The organism is Isoptericola sp. NPDC055881, assembly GCF_053615895.1.
The window spans coordinates 1-16,027 of the sequence record NZ_JBSHCR010000042.1 but is presented as its reverse complement, the minus strand read 5'-3'; the positions used below and the strand labels follow the sequence as shown (position 1 = coordinate 16,027).

The window sequence follows — 16,027 nt, the reverse complement described above, 5'->3', positions numbered from 1 at the left end:
CCCTCGGCACCCGCGCGGTGCCGGGGGCGTCGTGCTCTCGCGGGCGCAAAAGAGGAGGGCACCCGCGCGGCCGTCGGCGATACTGCGTCGGTGACCGTGACGCCGACCACCCGCGCCCGCCCTGCCTGGACCGACCTGCCCGCCCCCGTGCGCGGGGCCGTCGAGGCTCGCCTCGGCGCCACGGTCACCGCCTGGGCCAGCCATGACGGCGGCTACTCCCAGGGACTGGCCTCCACGCTGCGCACCGCGCAGGGCTCCGTGTTCGTCAAGGCGGTCGGCCCCGAGCACCCGCACACGGTCGGGCTGTACCGGGAGGAGGCGCGCCGGGCCGCGCTCCTGCCGCTCGGAGTGCCCACGCCGCGGCTGCTGTGGTCGACGGAGGTGCCCAGCACCGGCGACGGGCCCGACGGCGGCTGGGTGGCCCTCGCGTTCGAGACCTTGCCGTCCCGCCCGCCGCGCACCCCGTGGCACGACGAGGAGCTGCGCGCCGTCCTCGAGCTGGCCGCCGGCGTGGCCGAGCACCAGGTCGCGCCGGGGCTGCTCCCGGACTTCGAGACCGAGCTGCCGACGGACCGCACGGGCCGGTTGGCGGCCGAGCGGCCGACCGGGCTCGCGACCTACGACCCGTGGCTCGCGCAGCACGTCGACCGGCTGGCGGCCCTCGAGCTGGACGCGCCCGCCGCGGTGACGGGTTCCGTGCTGGTGCACGGCGACCTCCGTGGTGACAACGCGCTGCTGGTCGACGCGCCGGCGGGGGTCCGCGGCCCTCGGGCGCTGGCGGTGGACTGGCCGAACGCCGCTCGCGGTGCGGCGTTCTGCGACCTCGTCGGCATGCTGCCCGCCGTCCACCTCGAGGGCGGGCCGCCGCCCGAGGAGGCCCTGCGCCTCCGCCCGCTGCCCGCGGGCACGGACGAGGACGCCGTCACGGCCTACCTCGTGGCCCTCACCGGATACTTCGTGCACTCGTCGCTGCAGCCGCCGCCCCCGGGCATCCCGCACGTCCGGGCGTTCCAGAGGGCCCAGGGCGAGGTGTGCGTCGCCTGGCTGCGCCGCCGCCTGGGGGACTGACCAGGTCGGCGCCGGACGACACGGGTGGGACCGCCGGCGCGTTCGACCACGGACGGCGCCGCAGGCCGTCGGGGCGCGCGCATCGTCACAGGTCAACCCTGCGCGGATCGCCCGAGGTAGGCACACTGGGCTCATGACCGACCCGGACCCGACCTCGGCCCCGGCACCGCGGGACGAGGCCGCCGCCCGGGAGCTCGTCGACGCGCTGCAGGTGCTGCGCGCACGCCTCGGCGCGATGCACCTGCCCCTGGAGACGCCGGGCGTCGCCTCGGCCCGGACCGACCTGCACCAGGCGACGGACCAGCTCGACGACTACCTGCTGCCGCGCCTGCGCGCCGAGCGCGCCCCGCTGCTCGTGGTCGTCGGCGGCTCCACCGGGGCGGGGAAGTCGACGCTGGTGAACTCGCTGCTGGGCGAGCCCGTCTCGGCGCCGGGCGTCCTGCGCCCCACGACGCGCGCGCCGGTGCTGGTGCACCACCCGCTCGACGCGCGCTGGTTCACGACCGACCGGGTGCTGCCGGGGCTCGCGCGCGTCACCGCCGCGGGCACCGTGCCGGACCGGTCGGGCACCAAGGAGCCCGCCACGTCCGGGCCGTCCGGGCCGGACGCGTCCGGCGCCGCCGCGATCCGCCTGGTCGCCAGCGACGCGCTGCCACAGGGCCTGGCCCTGCTCGACGCCCCCGACATCGACTCCGTCGAGATCGCGAACCGGGAGCTTGCCGCACAGCTCCTCGGGGCGGCGGACCTGTGGCTCTTCGTCACGACGGCCGCCCGGTACGCGGACGCCGTCCCGTGGGACCTGCTCGGCCAGGCCGCCCGCCGCCGCGCGCAGGTCGCGATCGTGCTGGACCGCGTCGACCCGGGAGCGGAGGTCGTGGCGGACGACCTGCGCCGCATGGTCGCCGAGCACGGGCTCGCGGACGCACGGGTGTTCGTGCTCGCCGAGGCGGCGGAGCAAGGACCGGACGCCCTCGTCGACGGGCTGCTGCCCGAGGCCGCCGTCGCGGAGGTCGCGACCTGGCTGTCCGGGCTGGGCGGGGACCCCGAGGCACGCGCCCGCGTCATCGCCGCCACCCGGGACGGCGTGGTGGACGACCTCGTGCAGCGCGCCGTCGCCCTCGCCGGGACGGCCGACGGGCAGCAGGTGGCGGACGCACGGCTGCGCGACGCGGTGCGCCGGTACCACGCGGAGGCCCTGACGCAGGTGGAGGCGGCGACGTCGGACGGAGCGCTGCTGCGCGGCGAGGTCCTGGCCCGCTGGCAGGACTTCGTCGGCACCGGGGAGTTCTTCCGGGCCGTCGAGGCCGGGGTGGGCCGGGTGCGCGACGCGGTCGTGCGGTTCTTCCGGGGCCGGCCGAAGGACGCCCCGCAGGTGGAGCAGGCCATCGCGCACGGCCTCGAGTCCGTCATCCTCGACGCCGCCGAGCAGGCCGCCGAGCGCACCTACGCCGCGTGGCGGGGCGACGCCGCAGGGGCCGCGCTGCTGGACGGGCTCGACCTGGCCCGGGTGCCCACGGCGCTGCGCACCGAGGTCGCCGAGCAGATCCGCGGCTGGCAGGACGACGTCCTGGCACTGGTGCGCGAGCAGGGCGAGTCGCGGCGCGGCACCGCGCGCGCGGTCTCGTTCGGCGTCAACGCGCTCGGCGTGAGCCTCATGGTCATCGTCTTCGCCTCGACGGCTGGGCTGACCGGGGCGGAGATCGGCATCGCGGGCGGCACGGCCGTCGTGGCGCAGAAGCTCCTCGAGGCCGTGTTCGGCGACGAGGCGGTGCGGCGGCTCGCGGCGCAGGCCAAGGAGCGGCTGCAGGCGCGGGTCGAGACGGTGCTGCGGGGGCAGGCGGCGCGGTACACCGCCCAGCTCGATGCGCTCGGCACCCAGGACACCGGTGCGGCGGGCGTGCGCGACGCCGCCCACCAGGTGGCCGCCGCAGCCCGCGCCGAGCGCGCCGCCCGCGCCGTCCCGGACGAGGGCGCGACCCGCCCGTGGAGTGGTGGCCTGCTGCGCGGGGCGGGGACGCTGCGCCCGCCCGAGAGCCCGGAGCGGGACGAGCCCGGCGACGCTGCCCCGCCCTCCGCTCGCCGCGGCGGCTGGTGGTCGCGCAGGCGGTCCCGCTCGGGCGAGGAGGGGGAGCAGTGAGCCGGATCGACCTCGCAGACCGCACGGCCGCGCTGGAGACGGCGGTCGCCTCAGCGACCGGTCGCCTGGACCGCGACATGCTCGACGAGGCGCGTGCCGTCGTCACACGGGCTCGGGAGCGCGGGGGGCTGTCGGCCGAGCACACCGTGGTGGCACTCGCGGGCGCGACCGGGTCCGGCAAGTCGAGCGTGCTCAACGTCGTGGCCGGGGACGAGATCGCGACGGTCGGCGTGCGTCGTCCCACGACCTCCCACCCGGTCGCGGCCGTGTGGGGCGACGGGGCCGGCCCGCTGCTCGACTGGCTCGAGGTGCAGCGCCGCCAGGAGATGGCCGTGCCCGACGACGGCGAGGACGTCGCCGCGCGCCCGGCCCGGCGCGGGCTCGGGCGGCTGCGGGGCCGCCGGGCCCCTGCCGGCATCTCGACCGGGCTCGTCCTGCTGGACCTGCCGGACCACGACTCGGTGGTGGTGGAGCACCGGCTGCGGGCGGAGCGGCTCGTGGAGCGGGCCGACCTGCTGGTCTGGGTCGTGGACCCGCAGAAGTACGCCGACGCAGCCCTGCACGAGGGCTACCTGCGGCCCCTGGCGGGCCGTTCGGAGGTCGTCGTGGTGGTGCTCAACCAGGTCGACCGCCTGTCCGCCGCCGAGACGGACGCGATGCTGGCCGACCTGCGACGGCTGGTCGCCGCGGACGGGCTGGACGGGGCGCGCGTCCTTGCCCTCTCGGCCGCGACCGGACAGGGGACGGACCAGCTCAAGGGGCTGCTCGCGGAGGCGGCGGCGCGCCGCGAGGCCGCCACCGCGCGCCTGGCGGCGGACGCCCGGGCCGCCGCCCAGGCGATCTCGGACGCCTGCGGGTCCGGCCCGGCGCCCCGGACGGGGGAGCGGGCGGCGGTCACCCTGGTCGACGCACTCGAGGACGCGGCGGGAGTGCCCACCGTCGCGGACGCGGTGGCCGCCGCCCACCGGCGCGACGCGCACCTCGCCACCGGCTGGCCGGTGACCCGGTGGGTCGCTCGCCTGCGGCGCGACCCTCTACGACGCCTCGGCCTGCGCCGCGGCGCGGACCGTGGGGCCTCCGGCGGGGCTCCCGGCCGCGCCACCCCCGACCGACCCGACCTGGTGCGCAGCTCCCTGCCCACCACGCGGCCCGCCGTGCGGGCGGCGGCCGCCTCCGCGGTGCGACGCTACGTCGACGAGGTCACCGACGGCGCGCCCGACCCGTGGGTGCTCGTGGCGCGGGGGCGGGCGCAGGACGCGATCGACCGCCTGCCCGGGGACCTGGACCAGGCGGTGGTGGGGACACAGCTGGAGGCCGCTCGCCGTCCGCGGTGGTGGGCCGTCGCAGGGTTCGTGCAGTGGCTGCTCCTCGCCGCCGCGGTGGTGGGCCTGCTCTGGCTCGCTGCCGCAGCCGTGGTCGAGTACTTCCGGCTGCCACCGTTGATCCTCCCGGTGCTCACCGTGGACCTCACGGACTCCGGCGGGGGCGTGCTCGAGGTGCCCTGGCCGACGCTCCTGGCGCTCGGCGGGCTGGCGCTCGGCCTGCTCCTCGGGCTGGCGGCACGGGTGGTCGCGGCCGTGGGGGCGCGCCGTCGCGCCGCCCGCGTGCGCCGTCGGCTGCGGGAGTCGGTCACGGGCGTCGCGGACCGCCTGGTGCGGGTGCCGGTGGGCGACGAGCTGAGCGCGCTCGCCCGCTGCCGCGCCGCCGCGGCGATCGCCGCCGACTGACGGCCCCCGATTCCCGGCCGGGTCGGGCGCCGTGCGACGATGCGAGCCATGACCCGTCTGCACGTCCCCGTCCCGCTGCGCTGGTCCGACCTGGACGCCTACCAGCACGTCAACAACGTCGCGATGTTCGGGCTGCTCGAGGACGCCCGCATCACCGCGTTCTGGCGCCACGCCGAGGCGGTGGACGGCGAGGAGTGGCCCACCGCCATCCTCGACACCGGGCCGCACGCCACGTCCCACACCTTCGTCGCAGGCCAGCAGATCGAGTACCTGCGCCCGCTGGGGTTCACGCGGACGCCGGTGCGCGTGGAGATGTGGATCGGTGCGATCGGCGGTGCGAGCCTCGAGGTCTGCTACGAGGTGCACGACGGCGCGCCGGGAGGCTTCCCGCGCACGGCGCCGGCGTCGGGTGCCGCCCCGTACGTCAAGGCCGCCACGACGATCGTCGTCGTCGATGCCGCGACCGGGAAGCCGCGTCGGGTGACCGCGGACGAGCGCGCCGCGTGGGAGCCGTACCTCGAGGAGCCTGTGGCGTTCCGGCGCCGCGCCTGAACCTGCGGGGTGGCTGGGGTGCGGCTGCGGGGTGAGCAACCCCGGCCGTCACCGGGCCCGGCGGCCCCCGCCGAGGAGCTCCAGGACCGCGCGCTCCGCACGAGAGCGTGGCGCCCCGGCGGGGACGTCGATCGTCTCCCCGTGCGTCCACAGGTCGAACAGCCGCGGGTCGATGTACGCCGACCGTGCCACCGCCGGGGTGTTGCCGAGCTCCTCGGCCACGTCCCGGACGATCGCGGCGACGGTCCGGCGACAGGCGGCCTGGGAGCGCGGCGCGGGGCCGACGTCGGCCAGCGCGCGGGCGGTGAGCACGGTGGCGTGCCACGTGCGGAAGTCCTTCGGCGTCGCGTCCTCCCCGAGGCGTTCCTTGACCCCGGCCTGGACGTCCGCGCTGGTCACGTCGTGCCAGCGGGCCCGACGCCCTCCCTCGTCGCGCCAGGCGAGCAGGTCGACACCGCCGCGCCGGCGCTTCAGCGTCGTGACGAGCCGGGCGACGGTCGCGTCCTCGACGAGCACGTCCCGCAGCTGTCCCGACTTGGCCGGGAAGCGGAAGTGCACGCTGCCGTCCCGACGGACCGTGGCGTGCTCCTTGCGGATCGTCGCCAGGCCGTAGCTGCCGTGCCGCGCCGCATAGATCTCGCCGCCGGCCCGGAAGTAGGCCTCGTCGAGCAGCCGGAACGCGAGCGCGAGCACGGTGCGCCGCCCCATGCCCGGCTGGGCGAGGTCGCGCGTGACCACCGCCCGGGCCGCGGGCAGGCGGCGTCCGACGTCGAGCACGTGGTCGAACTTGGTCCGCGCGCGCCGCGCCTGCCACTGCTCGTGGTAGAGGTACTGGCCTCGCCCGGCCTCGTCCCGGCCGAACGCCTGCAGGTGGCCGTCCGGGTACCGGCAGATCCACACGTCCGACCAGGCGGGCGGCACGGCGAGCCGGGTGCAGCGGGCGATCTCCGCCTCGTCGTCGAGCGGCACGCCCGTCACGTCGAGGAAGACCCAGTCGTCGCCCTTCTTGCGGCGGGAGTAGCCGGGCGAGGACGCGGAGACGCGGCGAAGACGCACGGCGACAGTGTGCGTCGGGTGCGGCGTTCCCGCAGCGTCACGCGGGCAGGCGGACCATGCCCTCCTGGGCGATGCTGGCGACCAGGCGTCCCTCGCGGTCGTAGACGCGGGCCAGCCCCAGACCGCGCCCGCCCTGCGCCCCCGGCGACTCCTGCACGTACAGCAGCCAGTCGTCGGCGCGCGCGTCGCGGTGGAACCACATCGCGTGGTCGAGGCTCGCCATCGGCACCGTGCCGCCCACGTCGGTCCACGACTTCCCGGCCTGGCGCAGCACCGGCTCGAGCATCACCTGGTCGCAGGCGAAGGCGAGCAGCGCGCGGTGCAGCATGCGGTCGTCGGACTCGATGGCGTGCCGGGCCCGCACCCACACCTGCTGCGTCGGCTTCGGCTCCGGGTCGGGGCCGAGGTACAGCGAGCCCCCGACGTGCCGCAGGTCGAACGCCGACTCGTGCGACCAGAACTTCGCCGCCGGGTGGTCGATGCCCTCGAGCATCTCGATGGCCGACGTGACGTCCTCGGGCGCGGGCACGTCCTGCGGTGCGGGCTCGGCGGCCTCGTAGCCGGGCTGGTCCACCTGGAACGACACCGTCAGCGACAGGATCGGCTTGCCGTGCTGGATGGCGTGCGTGCGGCGGGCGCTGAACGACCGGCCGTCCCGCAGCCGCTCGACGGCGAAGTCGATCGGGGTGTCCAGGGTGCCTTCGCGCAGGAAGTACGCGTGCAGCGAGTGCGGCAGGCGGTCGTCCTCGACCGTGCGCCCGCACGCCAGCAGGGCCTGGGCGAGGACCTGGCCGCCGTACACGCGGCGGGCCGGGCCGGGCACGCTGTCCCCGCGCCACAGGTCGTCCTCGCCGCGCGGCCCCCAGCCGTCGACCTCGCGCAGGTCGAGCGCCGACAGCAGCCGGTCCAGGGCGTCGGGGATGCCGGCCGGGGTGGGGACGGTGGTGGACGTCTCGCTCACGCGCACTCCAGGGTGGGTCGTGGTGCCGGTGGGGTCGGTGTCACTCGTCGAACGTGTTGATCATGCTGAACGCCGCGCGCTCCAGGTAGTCCCACAGCTGGGACTCGTGCAGCGGTGCCAGGCCCAGGGAGTCGACGGCGGTGCGCATGTGGCGCAGCCAACGGTCACGCGCGTCCGGGTTGACCTTGAACGGCGCGTGCCGCATGCGCAGGCGCGGGTGGCCGCGCTGCTGGCTGTACGTCGTGGGCCCGCCCCAGTACTGCTCGAGGAACAGCGTGAGCCGCACCTTCGCGGGACCGAGGTCCTCCTCGGGGTACATGGGACGCAGCACCTCGTCGGTCGCGACACCCTCGTAGAACACGTTGACGAGGCGCTCGAAGGTGGGGTGACCGCCGACGGCGTCGTAGAACGTCTGCGCCGGTGCGGCGGGTGAAGTCTGGTCCGTCACCGGGCCATCTTCCCAGACCTCGGGGGTGCTGCTCCTCCCGCGCGGACGCCCGGCGGGTTAGGCTGGTCACGGACCTGCAACGACGCACTCCACGGGAGGCCCCCATGACCATCGCCTCGAACAAGGCTGACGACATCCTCGCGGCGCTCGGCGGAAGCCGGAACGTCGTCGAGCTCGAGCCCTGCATCACCCGGCTGCGGGTCGAGGTGAGCGACCCGGCCCTCGTGGACGAGCCGGGGCTCAAGGCGTCGGGCGCGTTCGGCGTGGTGCGCTCGGGCCGTGTGGTGCAGGTCATCGTCGGCCCGGAGGCCGACGAGCTGGCCGCGCAGCTGGACCCGCTGCTCGTGCCCTGAGGCTCGGGTCGGACGGCCCGCCGGGCGCCTCAGGCGCCGTCGTCGAGCAGGGCGTGCTCGTCGGGCACGGAGGTCTGCAGGACGCCGGCCTGCCGGAGCTCGCCCTGGGCGAGGCGCAGCAGCTCGCGCATGACCGTCCACTGGTCCCCGGGGCGCGTCTGGGCGTGCAGCGTGAACGTCATCGAGATGTCGCTCACGGCGTCCACGCCGCGGATCGCGGGCGCCTCCAGGAGGAGCGCGGAGAGCTCCGGGTCGGCCTGCACGGCGTCCGCCGCCCGCCCGAGCGCGGCGCGCACCACCTCGACGTCGGCGTCCACAGGGACGCGGACCTCGGCGACGGCCCGTGACCACTGCTGGGTGAGGTTGCCGGCGCGCAGGATCTCGCCGTTGCGCACGTACCAGAGGGTGCCGTCGAACGCGCGGACCTGCGTCACCCGCAGCTGGACCTCCTCGACGGTGCCGACGGCACCGGAGCCGAGGTCGACGACGTCCCCCACGCCGAACTGGTCCTCGACCAGCAGGAAGATGCCGGAGATGAAGTCCTTCACCAGCGCCTGGGCGCCGAAGCCGATCGCGATGCCGACCACCCCGGCCGACGCGATCAGCGGGGCGACGTTGACGCCCACCTCCTGCAGGATCATCAGCAGCATGATCGTGCCGACCACGACGTTGGCGGAGGACCGCAGCACGGACCCCACCGTGCGCGCCCGCTGCGCCCGCCGCTGCTTGGCGAGCGGGTTGCCCATCGCCAGCGCGTCCTCCACGAAGGGCGCCCGGTTGAGGTACCGGCGCCACGCGGTCGCGGACTCCGGGCCCTCCGTGGTCTTCGTGCCGGCCCCGGTGGCGATGCGCTCCGTGACGTGCCCGATCACCCGGCGCAGCAGCGCCAGCACGACCCCGCCGATCGCCAGGATGATGAGGATGTGCAGCGGCCAGCTGGTGAACCAGTCCCAGAAGGCGCTGCCCGCATCAACCGTCGCGTCGAGGCCCTGCTCCACGATGCCGGTGTCGGTCGGGGTCGGGTCAGGGCTCACCACCGCCGGGGCAGCGGTCCGGAGGGCGTGGATCGCGGGAGTCATCCGACCACGGTAACGAGAGGGGCCGTCACGACGAAACGTGCGCCCGTCGCACGAGGGCGCCGCGTGGGCGGACCACCTGGTCGCGCCGGGGATGGCAGGATCGTTCCCGTGAGCAAGGACATGCCGACCCCGGACGAGACGCCCGACGACGTGCGCACCGACGCACCCGAGGCGGCCGGGTCGTCCTCCGGCTCACCGTCCGGCACGCCCGCCGTGCCCGCGGACGAGGCGCCCGACGACCCGGGGGAGGACCAGGCCGAGATCCAGGACGAGGCCCCGGCAGCGTCGCCGTCGCCGGAAGCTGCCGCGACCGACGTGCCGGACGCCGCGCTGCGCGAGCTCGCCGAGGCGCACGGCGTGCTCGCCGAGCACCACGGCTTCGGGGGCGAGACGGTCCAGGCACCGGCGTCGACGCTCGTCGCGCTCCTCGGCGCGCTGGGCGTGCCGGCCGATTCCGCGCAGCAGGTCACGCACAGCCTGCAGCGGGCGCGCGACGACGAGTGGCGCACGGTGCTTCCGCCCACGGTCGTGGTGCGCGAGGGCGACAGCGCGCAGGTGCCGGTGCACGTCACGGACGGCGCGGCCGTGCACGTGTGGCTCGAGGTGGACGGTGCGGAGCCTGCGGCGCGCGAGCACGCGGTGCGCCCGCGCCGCGACCTGGAGCAGCTCGACGTGTTCGTCGAGCCGCGCACGGTCGACGGGCGCCGGGTGGGCCGGGCCACCTTCGCGCTGCCCCCGGACCTGCCGCTGGGGTGGCACGCCCTGTACGCCCTCACGGAGGGGCACGAGACCCGCGCGACCGTGGTCGTCACCCCCCGCCGCCTGGAGCTGCCGGCCGGGCTCGAGGACGACCAGTGGTGGGGCTTCCTCGTCCAGCTGTACTCGGTCCGCTCCCGCACGTCGTGGGGCGTGGGCGACCTCGCCGACCTCGCGGACCTCGCGTGGCTGACCGCGCACCGGGGCGGAGCGGACTTCGTGGGCGTGAACCCGCTGTCGGCCACGGAGCCGGTGACGCCCGTCACCCCGTCGCCGTACCTGCCGACGAGCCGACGCTTCCTCAGCCCGCTGTACGTGCGGGTGGAGGACATCCCCGAGACGGCATACCTGTCGGCGGCGGACCGGTCGCTCGTGGAGTGGGCGGCCGACCCGGTGCGCGACCTCGTCGCCGACCCGGGCGCGATCGACCGCGACGCCGTGTGGGAGGCCAAGAAGGCGGCACTCGAGGTCGTGTTCACCGCGCCGAGGCGCGCCGCACGGCAGGCGGCCTACGACGAGTTCGTGGCCGGCGAGGGCACCGGCCTGCGCGACTTCGCCACCTGGTGCGCGATCGTCGAGCACCTCGGCACCCGTCCGCGGCCCGACCAGCTCGGGGACCCGGCGTCGCCCGCCGTCGCCGCGCTGCGCGAGAAGCTGGCCGAGCGCGTCGAGTTCTACGTCTGGCTCCAGTGGGTGGCGGACGAGCAGAAGCAGACCGCCCAGCGCGTGGCCCGCGAGGCCGGGATGCGGATCGGCATCATGCACGACCTGGCCGTGGGGGCGCACCCCGAGGGCGCCGACGCCTGGGCCCACCGGGACGTGCTCGCCCGCGGGGTCTCCGTGGGCGCGCCCCCGGACATGTACAACCAGCGCGGGCAGGCCTGGTCGCAGCCGCCGTGGAACCCGCGCGCGCTCGCGCGCGCCGGGTACGCCCCGTACCGGGACATGCTGCGCACGGTGCTGCGGCACGCGGGCGCCCTCCGGGTCGACCACGTGCTCGGGCTGTTCCGGCAGTGGTGGGTCCCGGAGGGGTCGGAGCCGTCTGCCGGCGCGTACGTGCGGTACGACCACGAGGCGCTCGTCGGGATCCTCTGCCTGGAGGCGCGCCGGGCAGGCGCCGTCGTCGTGGGGGAGGACCTCGGGGTCTTCGAGCCGTGGGTGCGTGACGAGCTCGCCGCGCGCGGCATCCTCGGCACGTCGGTGCTGTGGTTCGAGAAGGAGGACGGCCGTCCGCTGGAGCCGGAGAAGTACCGGCGCGCGTCGCTCGCCTCCGTCGGCACGCACGACATGCCGCCGGCCGCGGGGTACCTCGCCGGCGAGCACGTGGACCTGCGCGAGCGCCTCGGCCTGCTCTCCGACGACGCGCAGGAGCTGCGCGGTGCCGCTCGGGCCGAGCGGGACTCCATCGTGCTGGCCCTCGCCATGCGCGGGCTGGTCGGCGACCACCCGTCGGAGCGGGAGATCGTCGAGGGGCTGCACCGCTACCTGCGCCGGTCGCCGGCCGCGCTCGTGGGCGTGCAGCTCACCGACGCCGTCGGCGAGCGCCGGACGCAGAACCAGCCGGGAACCGACCAGGAGTACCCGAACTGGAAGGTGCCGCTGGCCGACGGGACCGGCAACCTCGTCCTCGTGGACGACCTGTTCGACAACGCGCGCCTGCGCTCCCTGGTCCAGGCCGTCCGCACGGCGAGGTAGTACTCACCTCGCCGAGGTAGTGCGCACCTCGCCGAGGTAGTACGTGCCAATCCGAGGTAGTGCGCGTCACGACGACGGAGCGCGCGCCGCACCGAGTGCCGAGGTTCTGCTCGGTCTCGGTGCGACGCGCGCTCTGACCCGATCAGGCGTCGACGGCCTGCGCGGCGAGGGCGCGCTCCGTCCCGGCCAGCTGCTCGACGACCATCCGGCGCAGGGCGGCCGGTGCGTCGGCGTGGGCGTCCAGCCAGCCGCGGACGGCGTCACGCAGCACGGTCGATGCGAGCGGCGCCGGGTAGAGGCCCTCGATGAGCTCCTCGGCGATGTGGTAGCTGCGCGTGGTCCAGATCGGCAGCAGCGCGTCGACGTAGCGGGCGGCGAACGGCTCCAGGACCGCGGGGTCGGTCACGTGCACGAAGCCCGCGGCGGTCGACCGGATGATCGCGTTCGGGACGTCGGCCTGGTCGACGACCGAGGCGAACGCGGCCTCCTTGCCCTCCACGGTCGGCTGGGCGGCGCGTGCCCGGGCCGCCGCCTGGCGGCCGGTGGCCGTGTCGTCCTGCGCGAGCGCGGCGTCGATCTCGGCCGTGTCGGCCGCCCCGAGCAGCACCAGGCTCTCGAGCAGCTCCCACCGCAGGTCGGTGTCCACGGTGAGCCCGTCGAGGGCGACGGTCCCGTCGAGCAGCCCGCGCAGCGGCGCGACGTGGTCGGCCGTGGTGGCCAGCGCCGCGAAGAACTTGACGAGCTGCAGCTGCAGGTCGGACCCCGCGTCAGCCCCCTGGGCGAGCGCCCAGAGCCGGTCGCCGATGCGCGCGAGCGTCGCCGCCCGGCGCTCCGGTGCCACGTAGGAGCGGGCGGCCAGGCCGAGCTGGTTCATCGTCGTGCGGACGGTCGTCGACTCCGTCTCGGCGGCGATGTTCCCCAGCACGAGGTCGACGTACGCGGACGCCGGCGTCTCGCCGTCGCGCACCGCGTCCCAGACCGAGCCCCAGACGAGCGAGCGGGCCAGGGGGTCGGAGATCCGGGAGAGGTGCTCAACGGCGACCGCGAGCGAGTCGTCGTCGAGGCGGATCTTCGCGTATGCGAGGTCCTCGTCGTTGAGCAGGACGAGCGCGGGGCGCTCACGGCCGACCAGCTCCGGCACCTCGGTGCGCTCGCCGTCCACGTCGATGACGACCTGGTGCGTGCGCACCAGGGCGCCGTCCACGAGGTCGTAGCAGCCGATGCCGAGGCGGTGCGGACGGATGGTCGGGTAGTCGGCGGGCGCGGACTGCAGCACCGCGAAGCCGCTGATGCGTCCCTCGGCGTCGACCGCGATCTCCGGGCGGAGCGTGTTGACGCCCGCCGTCTCCAGCCATGCCGCCGACCACGCGGCGAGGTCGCGGCCGCTGGTGGCCTCGAGCTCGACGAGCAGGTCACGCAGCTCCGTGTTGGACCAGGCGTGCTTGCGGAAGTACGCGGAGACCCCGGAGAGGAACTCGTCGCGACCGACCCACGCCGCGAGCTGCTTGAGCACCGACGCACCCTTGGCGTAGGTGATGCCGTCGAAGTTGACCTGGACGTCTTCCAGGTCGCGGATCTCCGCGACGATCGGGTGCGTCGAGGGCAGCTGGTCCTGGCGGTACGCCCACGTCTTCTCCATCGCGGAGAACGTGGTCCAGGCGGCCTCCCACTCGGTGGCCTCGGCGGTGGCGAGGGTGGACGCGTACTCGGCGAACGACTCGTTGAGCCAGAGGTCGTTCCACCACTTCATCGTGACGAGGTCGCCGAACCACATGTGGGCCAGCTCGTGCAGGATCGTCACGACACGGCGCTCGCGGATGGCGTCCGTGACCTGGGAGCGGAAGACGTAGGACTCGGTGAACGTCACGCAGCCCGGGTTCTCCATCGCGCCCATGTTGTACTCGGGCACGAACAGCTGGTCGTACTTGTCGAACGGGTACGGCACGCCGAACGTCGACTCGTAGAACTCGAAGCCCTTGCGCGTCGTCTCCATGATGTAGTCCGCGTCGAGGTGCTCGGCCAGCGAGGAGCGGCAGAACACGCCGAGCGGGATGGTGCGCCCGTCCGACGAGGTGAGCTCGCCGCGCTCGACGGCGTACGGGCCGGCGACCAGGGCCACGAGATAGGACGAGATGCGCGGCGTCGGCTCGAAGGCCCATGTGGCGGTCTCGACGCCGGCGTCCGTCGCGTGCGTGGCGGGGGCGGGCTCCGGCGTCGGCTGGTTCGACACGACCTCCCAGGCGGCAGGGGCCGTGACGGTCACCTGGAAGGGCGCCTTGAGGTCGGGCTGCTCGAACGTGGCGAAGACGCGACGCGCGTCGGGCACCTCGAACTGCGTGTAGAGGTAGACCTCGCCGTCGACCGGGTCGACGAAGCGGTGCAGCCCCTCGCCGGTGTTCGTGTAGGCGCAGTCGGCGACGACGCGCAGCTCGTTCTGCGCGGCCAGGTCGCTCAGCGCGATGCGGGAGTCGGCGAACACCTCGGCCGGGTCCAGGGCACGGCCGTTGAGCACGACCTCGCGCACGGACGGCGCGACCAGGTCGACGAACGTGCTCGCACCGGGGGTCGCGGAGAACCGGATGACGGTGGTGGACGCGAACGTGGTCGGTCCGGTGGTGAGGTCGAGGTCGATCGCGTACGCCTCGACGTCGGTGACGACGTCGGCGCGCTCGATCGCCTCGGCGCGGGTCAGGTTCTCTCCGGGCACGGGTTCTCCCTCGTCTCAAGATGGTGCCGCGCGTGATGGGCGCGCAGGCTCGCGCACGATGATGCCACCTCGCGCCCGGGCCGAGGCACGGTTTTCCCCCGTCGTCCGGCCGAAGGGGTGCAGGCAGCCCTCCCGCGGGGCGGGCTGCGGGAGCGGGTTCGACCGCCGAGACCGGATCGTGACATCCTGCCCGGTGCGTCGTCGCGGCGAGGGTGCCCGGCACACCGCTCGACGACGCCCGAGGAGTCACTGGAGGGAGTCCAGATGTCCGGCACCGTACCGCCGCCCCCGCCGGGGCCCGACGGCAGGCCGCCGAGCGTGCCGCCGGCCGCCGGCGTGCGCCGCGTCGCGTCCGCGTACCAGAGCCCGTCCGCGGGCGACCCGACGATCGGGGTGCCGCTGCAGCAGGTCACCGCACCGAACCTGGCAGCAGCACCCGGCAACGGGACCGGCCATGCGACCGGCCATGCGACCGGCCATGCGACCGCGCACGCTCCGGTGCCCCCGCCGCCGGACGCGGCGCCGCGGCCGGGTGCGTACCCGGCGTCGGGCCAGGCGCCGGGCCAGACGCCGGGTCAGATGCCGGGCCAGGTCCCTGGCCAGACGGCGAGCCGGGCGCCGGCGTACCAGCCGACGCAGCAGATCCCGGCGTCCGGGTACGGGCAGCAGCCGGGGTACCCGCCGTCCTACGCGAGCCCGCCGGTCTCCACGCACCAGGCGGGATATCCCGCTGCGCAGGCGGCGCCCCCGGCTGTGTCCGTCGCGGCGACCCAGGTGCAGCAGCCGGTCTACGCGCAGCCTGCTCCGGCTCCTGCTCCGGTGCCGTCGGCCCAGGGCGGGGCGTACGCCGCCACCGGCGCCCCGGTCCCCCCGCCTCCGGAGCCGCCGCGCCGCCGGCGGCTCTCGGCGGGCTGGATCGCGTTCATCGCGGTCGACGTCGTCCTCATCGTGGTGGCGGTGGTGTTCGCCGCCCAGATCCTGACCTCGTCGTCGCCGAACGCGCCCGCGGCGGACGCCGACGCGGTCTCCACGCCGAGCCCGTCGGTGTCGGCGTCGCAGGATGCGCCCATGCAGGGCGAGCCGCTGGCGCACTTCGCCACCCCGTCGAAGAACATCTCCTGCAGCATCTACGCCGACGGCGCCTCGTGCGGCATCGCGCAGCTGGACCAGCAGCCGGCACCCGTCGACGGCTGCGACGGGACCACGGGCTACGTGGTGTCGGTCGACGACACCGGGAAGGTCGCCCTGCCGTGCGTGCCGAAGAACGAGCAGCCGAAGAAGGCCAAGGGTGGCGCCGACGTCCTCGCCTACGGCGACTCCGTCACCGAGGGTGACTTCACCTGCACGAGCGAGCAGACGGGCGTGACCTGCACGCACGACCCCACGGGCAAGGGGTTCAGCGTCGCCCGGGCAGGCATCGGCCGGAGCTAGGGCTCAAGGCACGACGCCTTCTGGCAGACCCGGGGTGGCCGCCGACCGCGCGTGCGG

The 16,027-nt window shown here is 75.3% G+C and carries 12 protein-coding genes; 7 read left to right on the top strand and 5 right to left on the bottom strand.

All coding sequences use genetic code 11. The features are described 5' to 3' along the window. Nucleotides 1-90 precede the first annotated feature (90 nt). The 4 genes from ACWGKI_RS13545 (at nucleotide 91) to ACWGKI_RS13530 (ending at nucleotide 5,484) form a co-directional block, all read left to right on the top strand. Nucleotides 91-1,068 carry an aminoglycoside phosphotransferase family protein gene (locus ACWGKI_RS13545; RefSeq protein ID WP_452187650.1) on the top strand — a complete coding sequence of 326 codons (978 nt, stop codon included), beginning with the start codon at nucleotides 91-93 and terminating at the stop codon, nucleotides 1,066-1,068. A 133-nt stretch (nucleotides 1,069-1,201) separates the two neighbouring features. Next, nucleotides 1,202-3,205: a dynamin family protein gene (locus ACWGKI_RS13540; protein WP_452187648.1), complete on the top strand. Its 2,004-nt coding sequence runs from the start codon at nucleotides 1,202-1,204 to the stop codon at nucleotides 3,203-3,205. Beyond that, entirely contained in the window at nucleotides 3,202-4,932 is a 1,731-nt protein-coding gene (locus ACWGKI_RS13535) for a GTPase (RefSeq protein ID WP_452187646.1), read from the top strand. The genes ACWGKI_RS13540 and ACWGKI_RS13535 overlap by 4 nt, the downstream gene beginning before the upstream one ends. A gap of 48 nt (nucleotides 4,933-4,980) precedes the next feature. Beyond that, entirely contained in the window at nucleotides 4,981-5,484 is a 504-nt protein-coding gene (locus ACWGKI_RS13530) for an acyl-CoA thioesterase (RefSeq protein ID WP_452187644.1), read from the top strand. 48 nt (nucleotides 5,485-5,532) lie between these two features. On the opposite strand, the gene ACWGKI_RS13525 is transcribed toward ACWGKI_RS13530, so the two are convergent. From ACWGKI_RS13525 to ACWGKI_RS13515, 3 genes are read right to left on the bottom strand one after another with little or no spacing between them, the layout of a single operon-like run. Continuing rightward, nucleotides 5,533-6,540: a DNA topoisomerase IB gene (locus tag ACWGKI_RS13525; protein ID WP_380244145.1), complete on the bottom strand. Its 1,008-nt coding sequence runs from the start codon at nucleotides 6,538-6,540 to the stop codon at nucleotides 5,533-5,535. Nucleotides 6,541-6,577: 37 nt separating this feature from the next. Next, a complete protein-coding gene (locus ACWGKI_RS13520) occupies nucleotides 6,578-7,501 on the bottom strand; it encodes an acyl-CoA thioesterase (protein WP_380244144.1) in 924 nt (307 codons plus the stop codon). Nucleotides 7,502-7,541: 40 nt separating this feature from the next. Continuing rightward, nucleotides 7,542-7,949, bottom strand: coding sequence for a globin (locus ACWGKI_RS13515; protein ID WP_452187641.1), 408 nt, complete (start codon nucleotides 7,947-7,949; stop codon nucleotides 7,542-7,544). Nucleotides 7,950-8,053: 104 nt separating this feature from the next. On the opposite strand from ACWGKI_RS13515, the gene ACWGKI_RS13510 reads away from it, so the two are divergent. Continuing rightward, nucleotides 8,054-8,302 carry a glucose PTS transporter subunit EIIB gene (locus tag ACWGKI_RS13510; RefSeq protein ID WP_380244142.1) on the top strand — a complete coding sequence of 83 codons (249 nt, stop codon included), beginning with the start codon at nucleotides 8,054-8,056 and terminating at the stop codon, nucleotides 8,300-8,302. A 29-nt stretch (nucleotides 8,303-8,331) separates the two neighbouring features. Here the strand turns inward: ACWGKI_RS13510 and ACWGKI_RS13505 are convergent, their stop codons facing one another. After that, nucleotides 8,332-9,381 (bottom strand): mechanosensitive ion channel family protein, encoded by a 1,050-nt coding sequence (locus ACWGKI_RS13505; protein ID WP_380244141.1) that lies wholly within the window; start codon nucleotides 9,379-9,381, stop codon nucleotides 8,332-8,334. 108 nt (nucleotides 9,382-9,489) lie between these two features. On the opposite strand from ACWGKI_RS13505, the gene malQ reads away from it, so the two are divergent. Continuing rightward, nucleotides 9,490-11,832, top strand: coding sequence for a 4-alpha-glucanotransferase (gene malQ, locus ACWGKI_RS13500; RefSeq protein WP_380244140.1), 2,343 nt, complete (start codon nucleotides 9,490-9,492; stop codon nucleotides 11,830-11,832). A 142-nt stretch (nucleotides 11,833-11,974) separates the two neighbouring features. Here the strand turns inward: malQ and pepN are convergent, their stop codons facing one another. Beyond that, entirely contained in the window at nucleotides 11,975-14,539 is a 2,565-nt protein-coding gene (gene pepN / locus ACWGKI_RS13495) for an aminopeptidase N (RefSeq protein ID WP_452187638.1), read from the bottom strand. A gap of 264 nt (nucleotides 14,540-14,803) precedes the next feature. Between pepN and ACWGKI_RS13490 the strand changes: the two genes are divergently transcribed. Continuing rightward, nucleotides 14,804-15,970 carry a hypothetical protein gene (locus ACWGKI_RS13490; RefSeq protein ID WP_452187636.1) on the top strand — a complete coding sequence of 389 codons (1,167 nt, stop codon included), beginning with the start codon at nucleotides 14,804-14,806 and terminating at the stop codon, nucleotides 15,968-15,970. The last annotated feature ends 57 nt before the right edge of the window (nucleotides 15,971-16,027 follow it).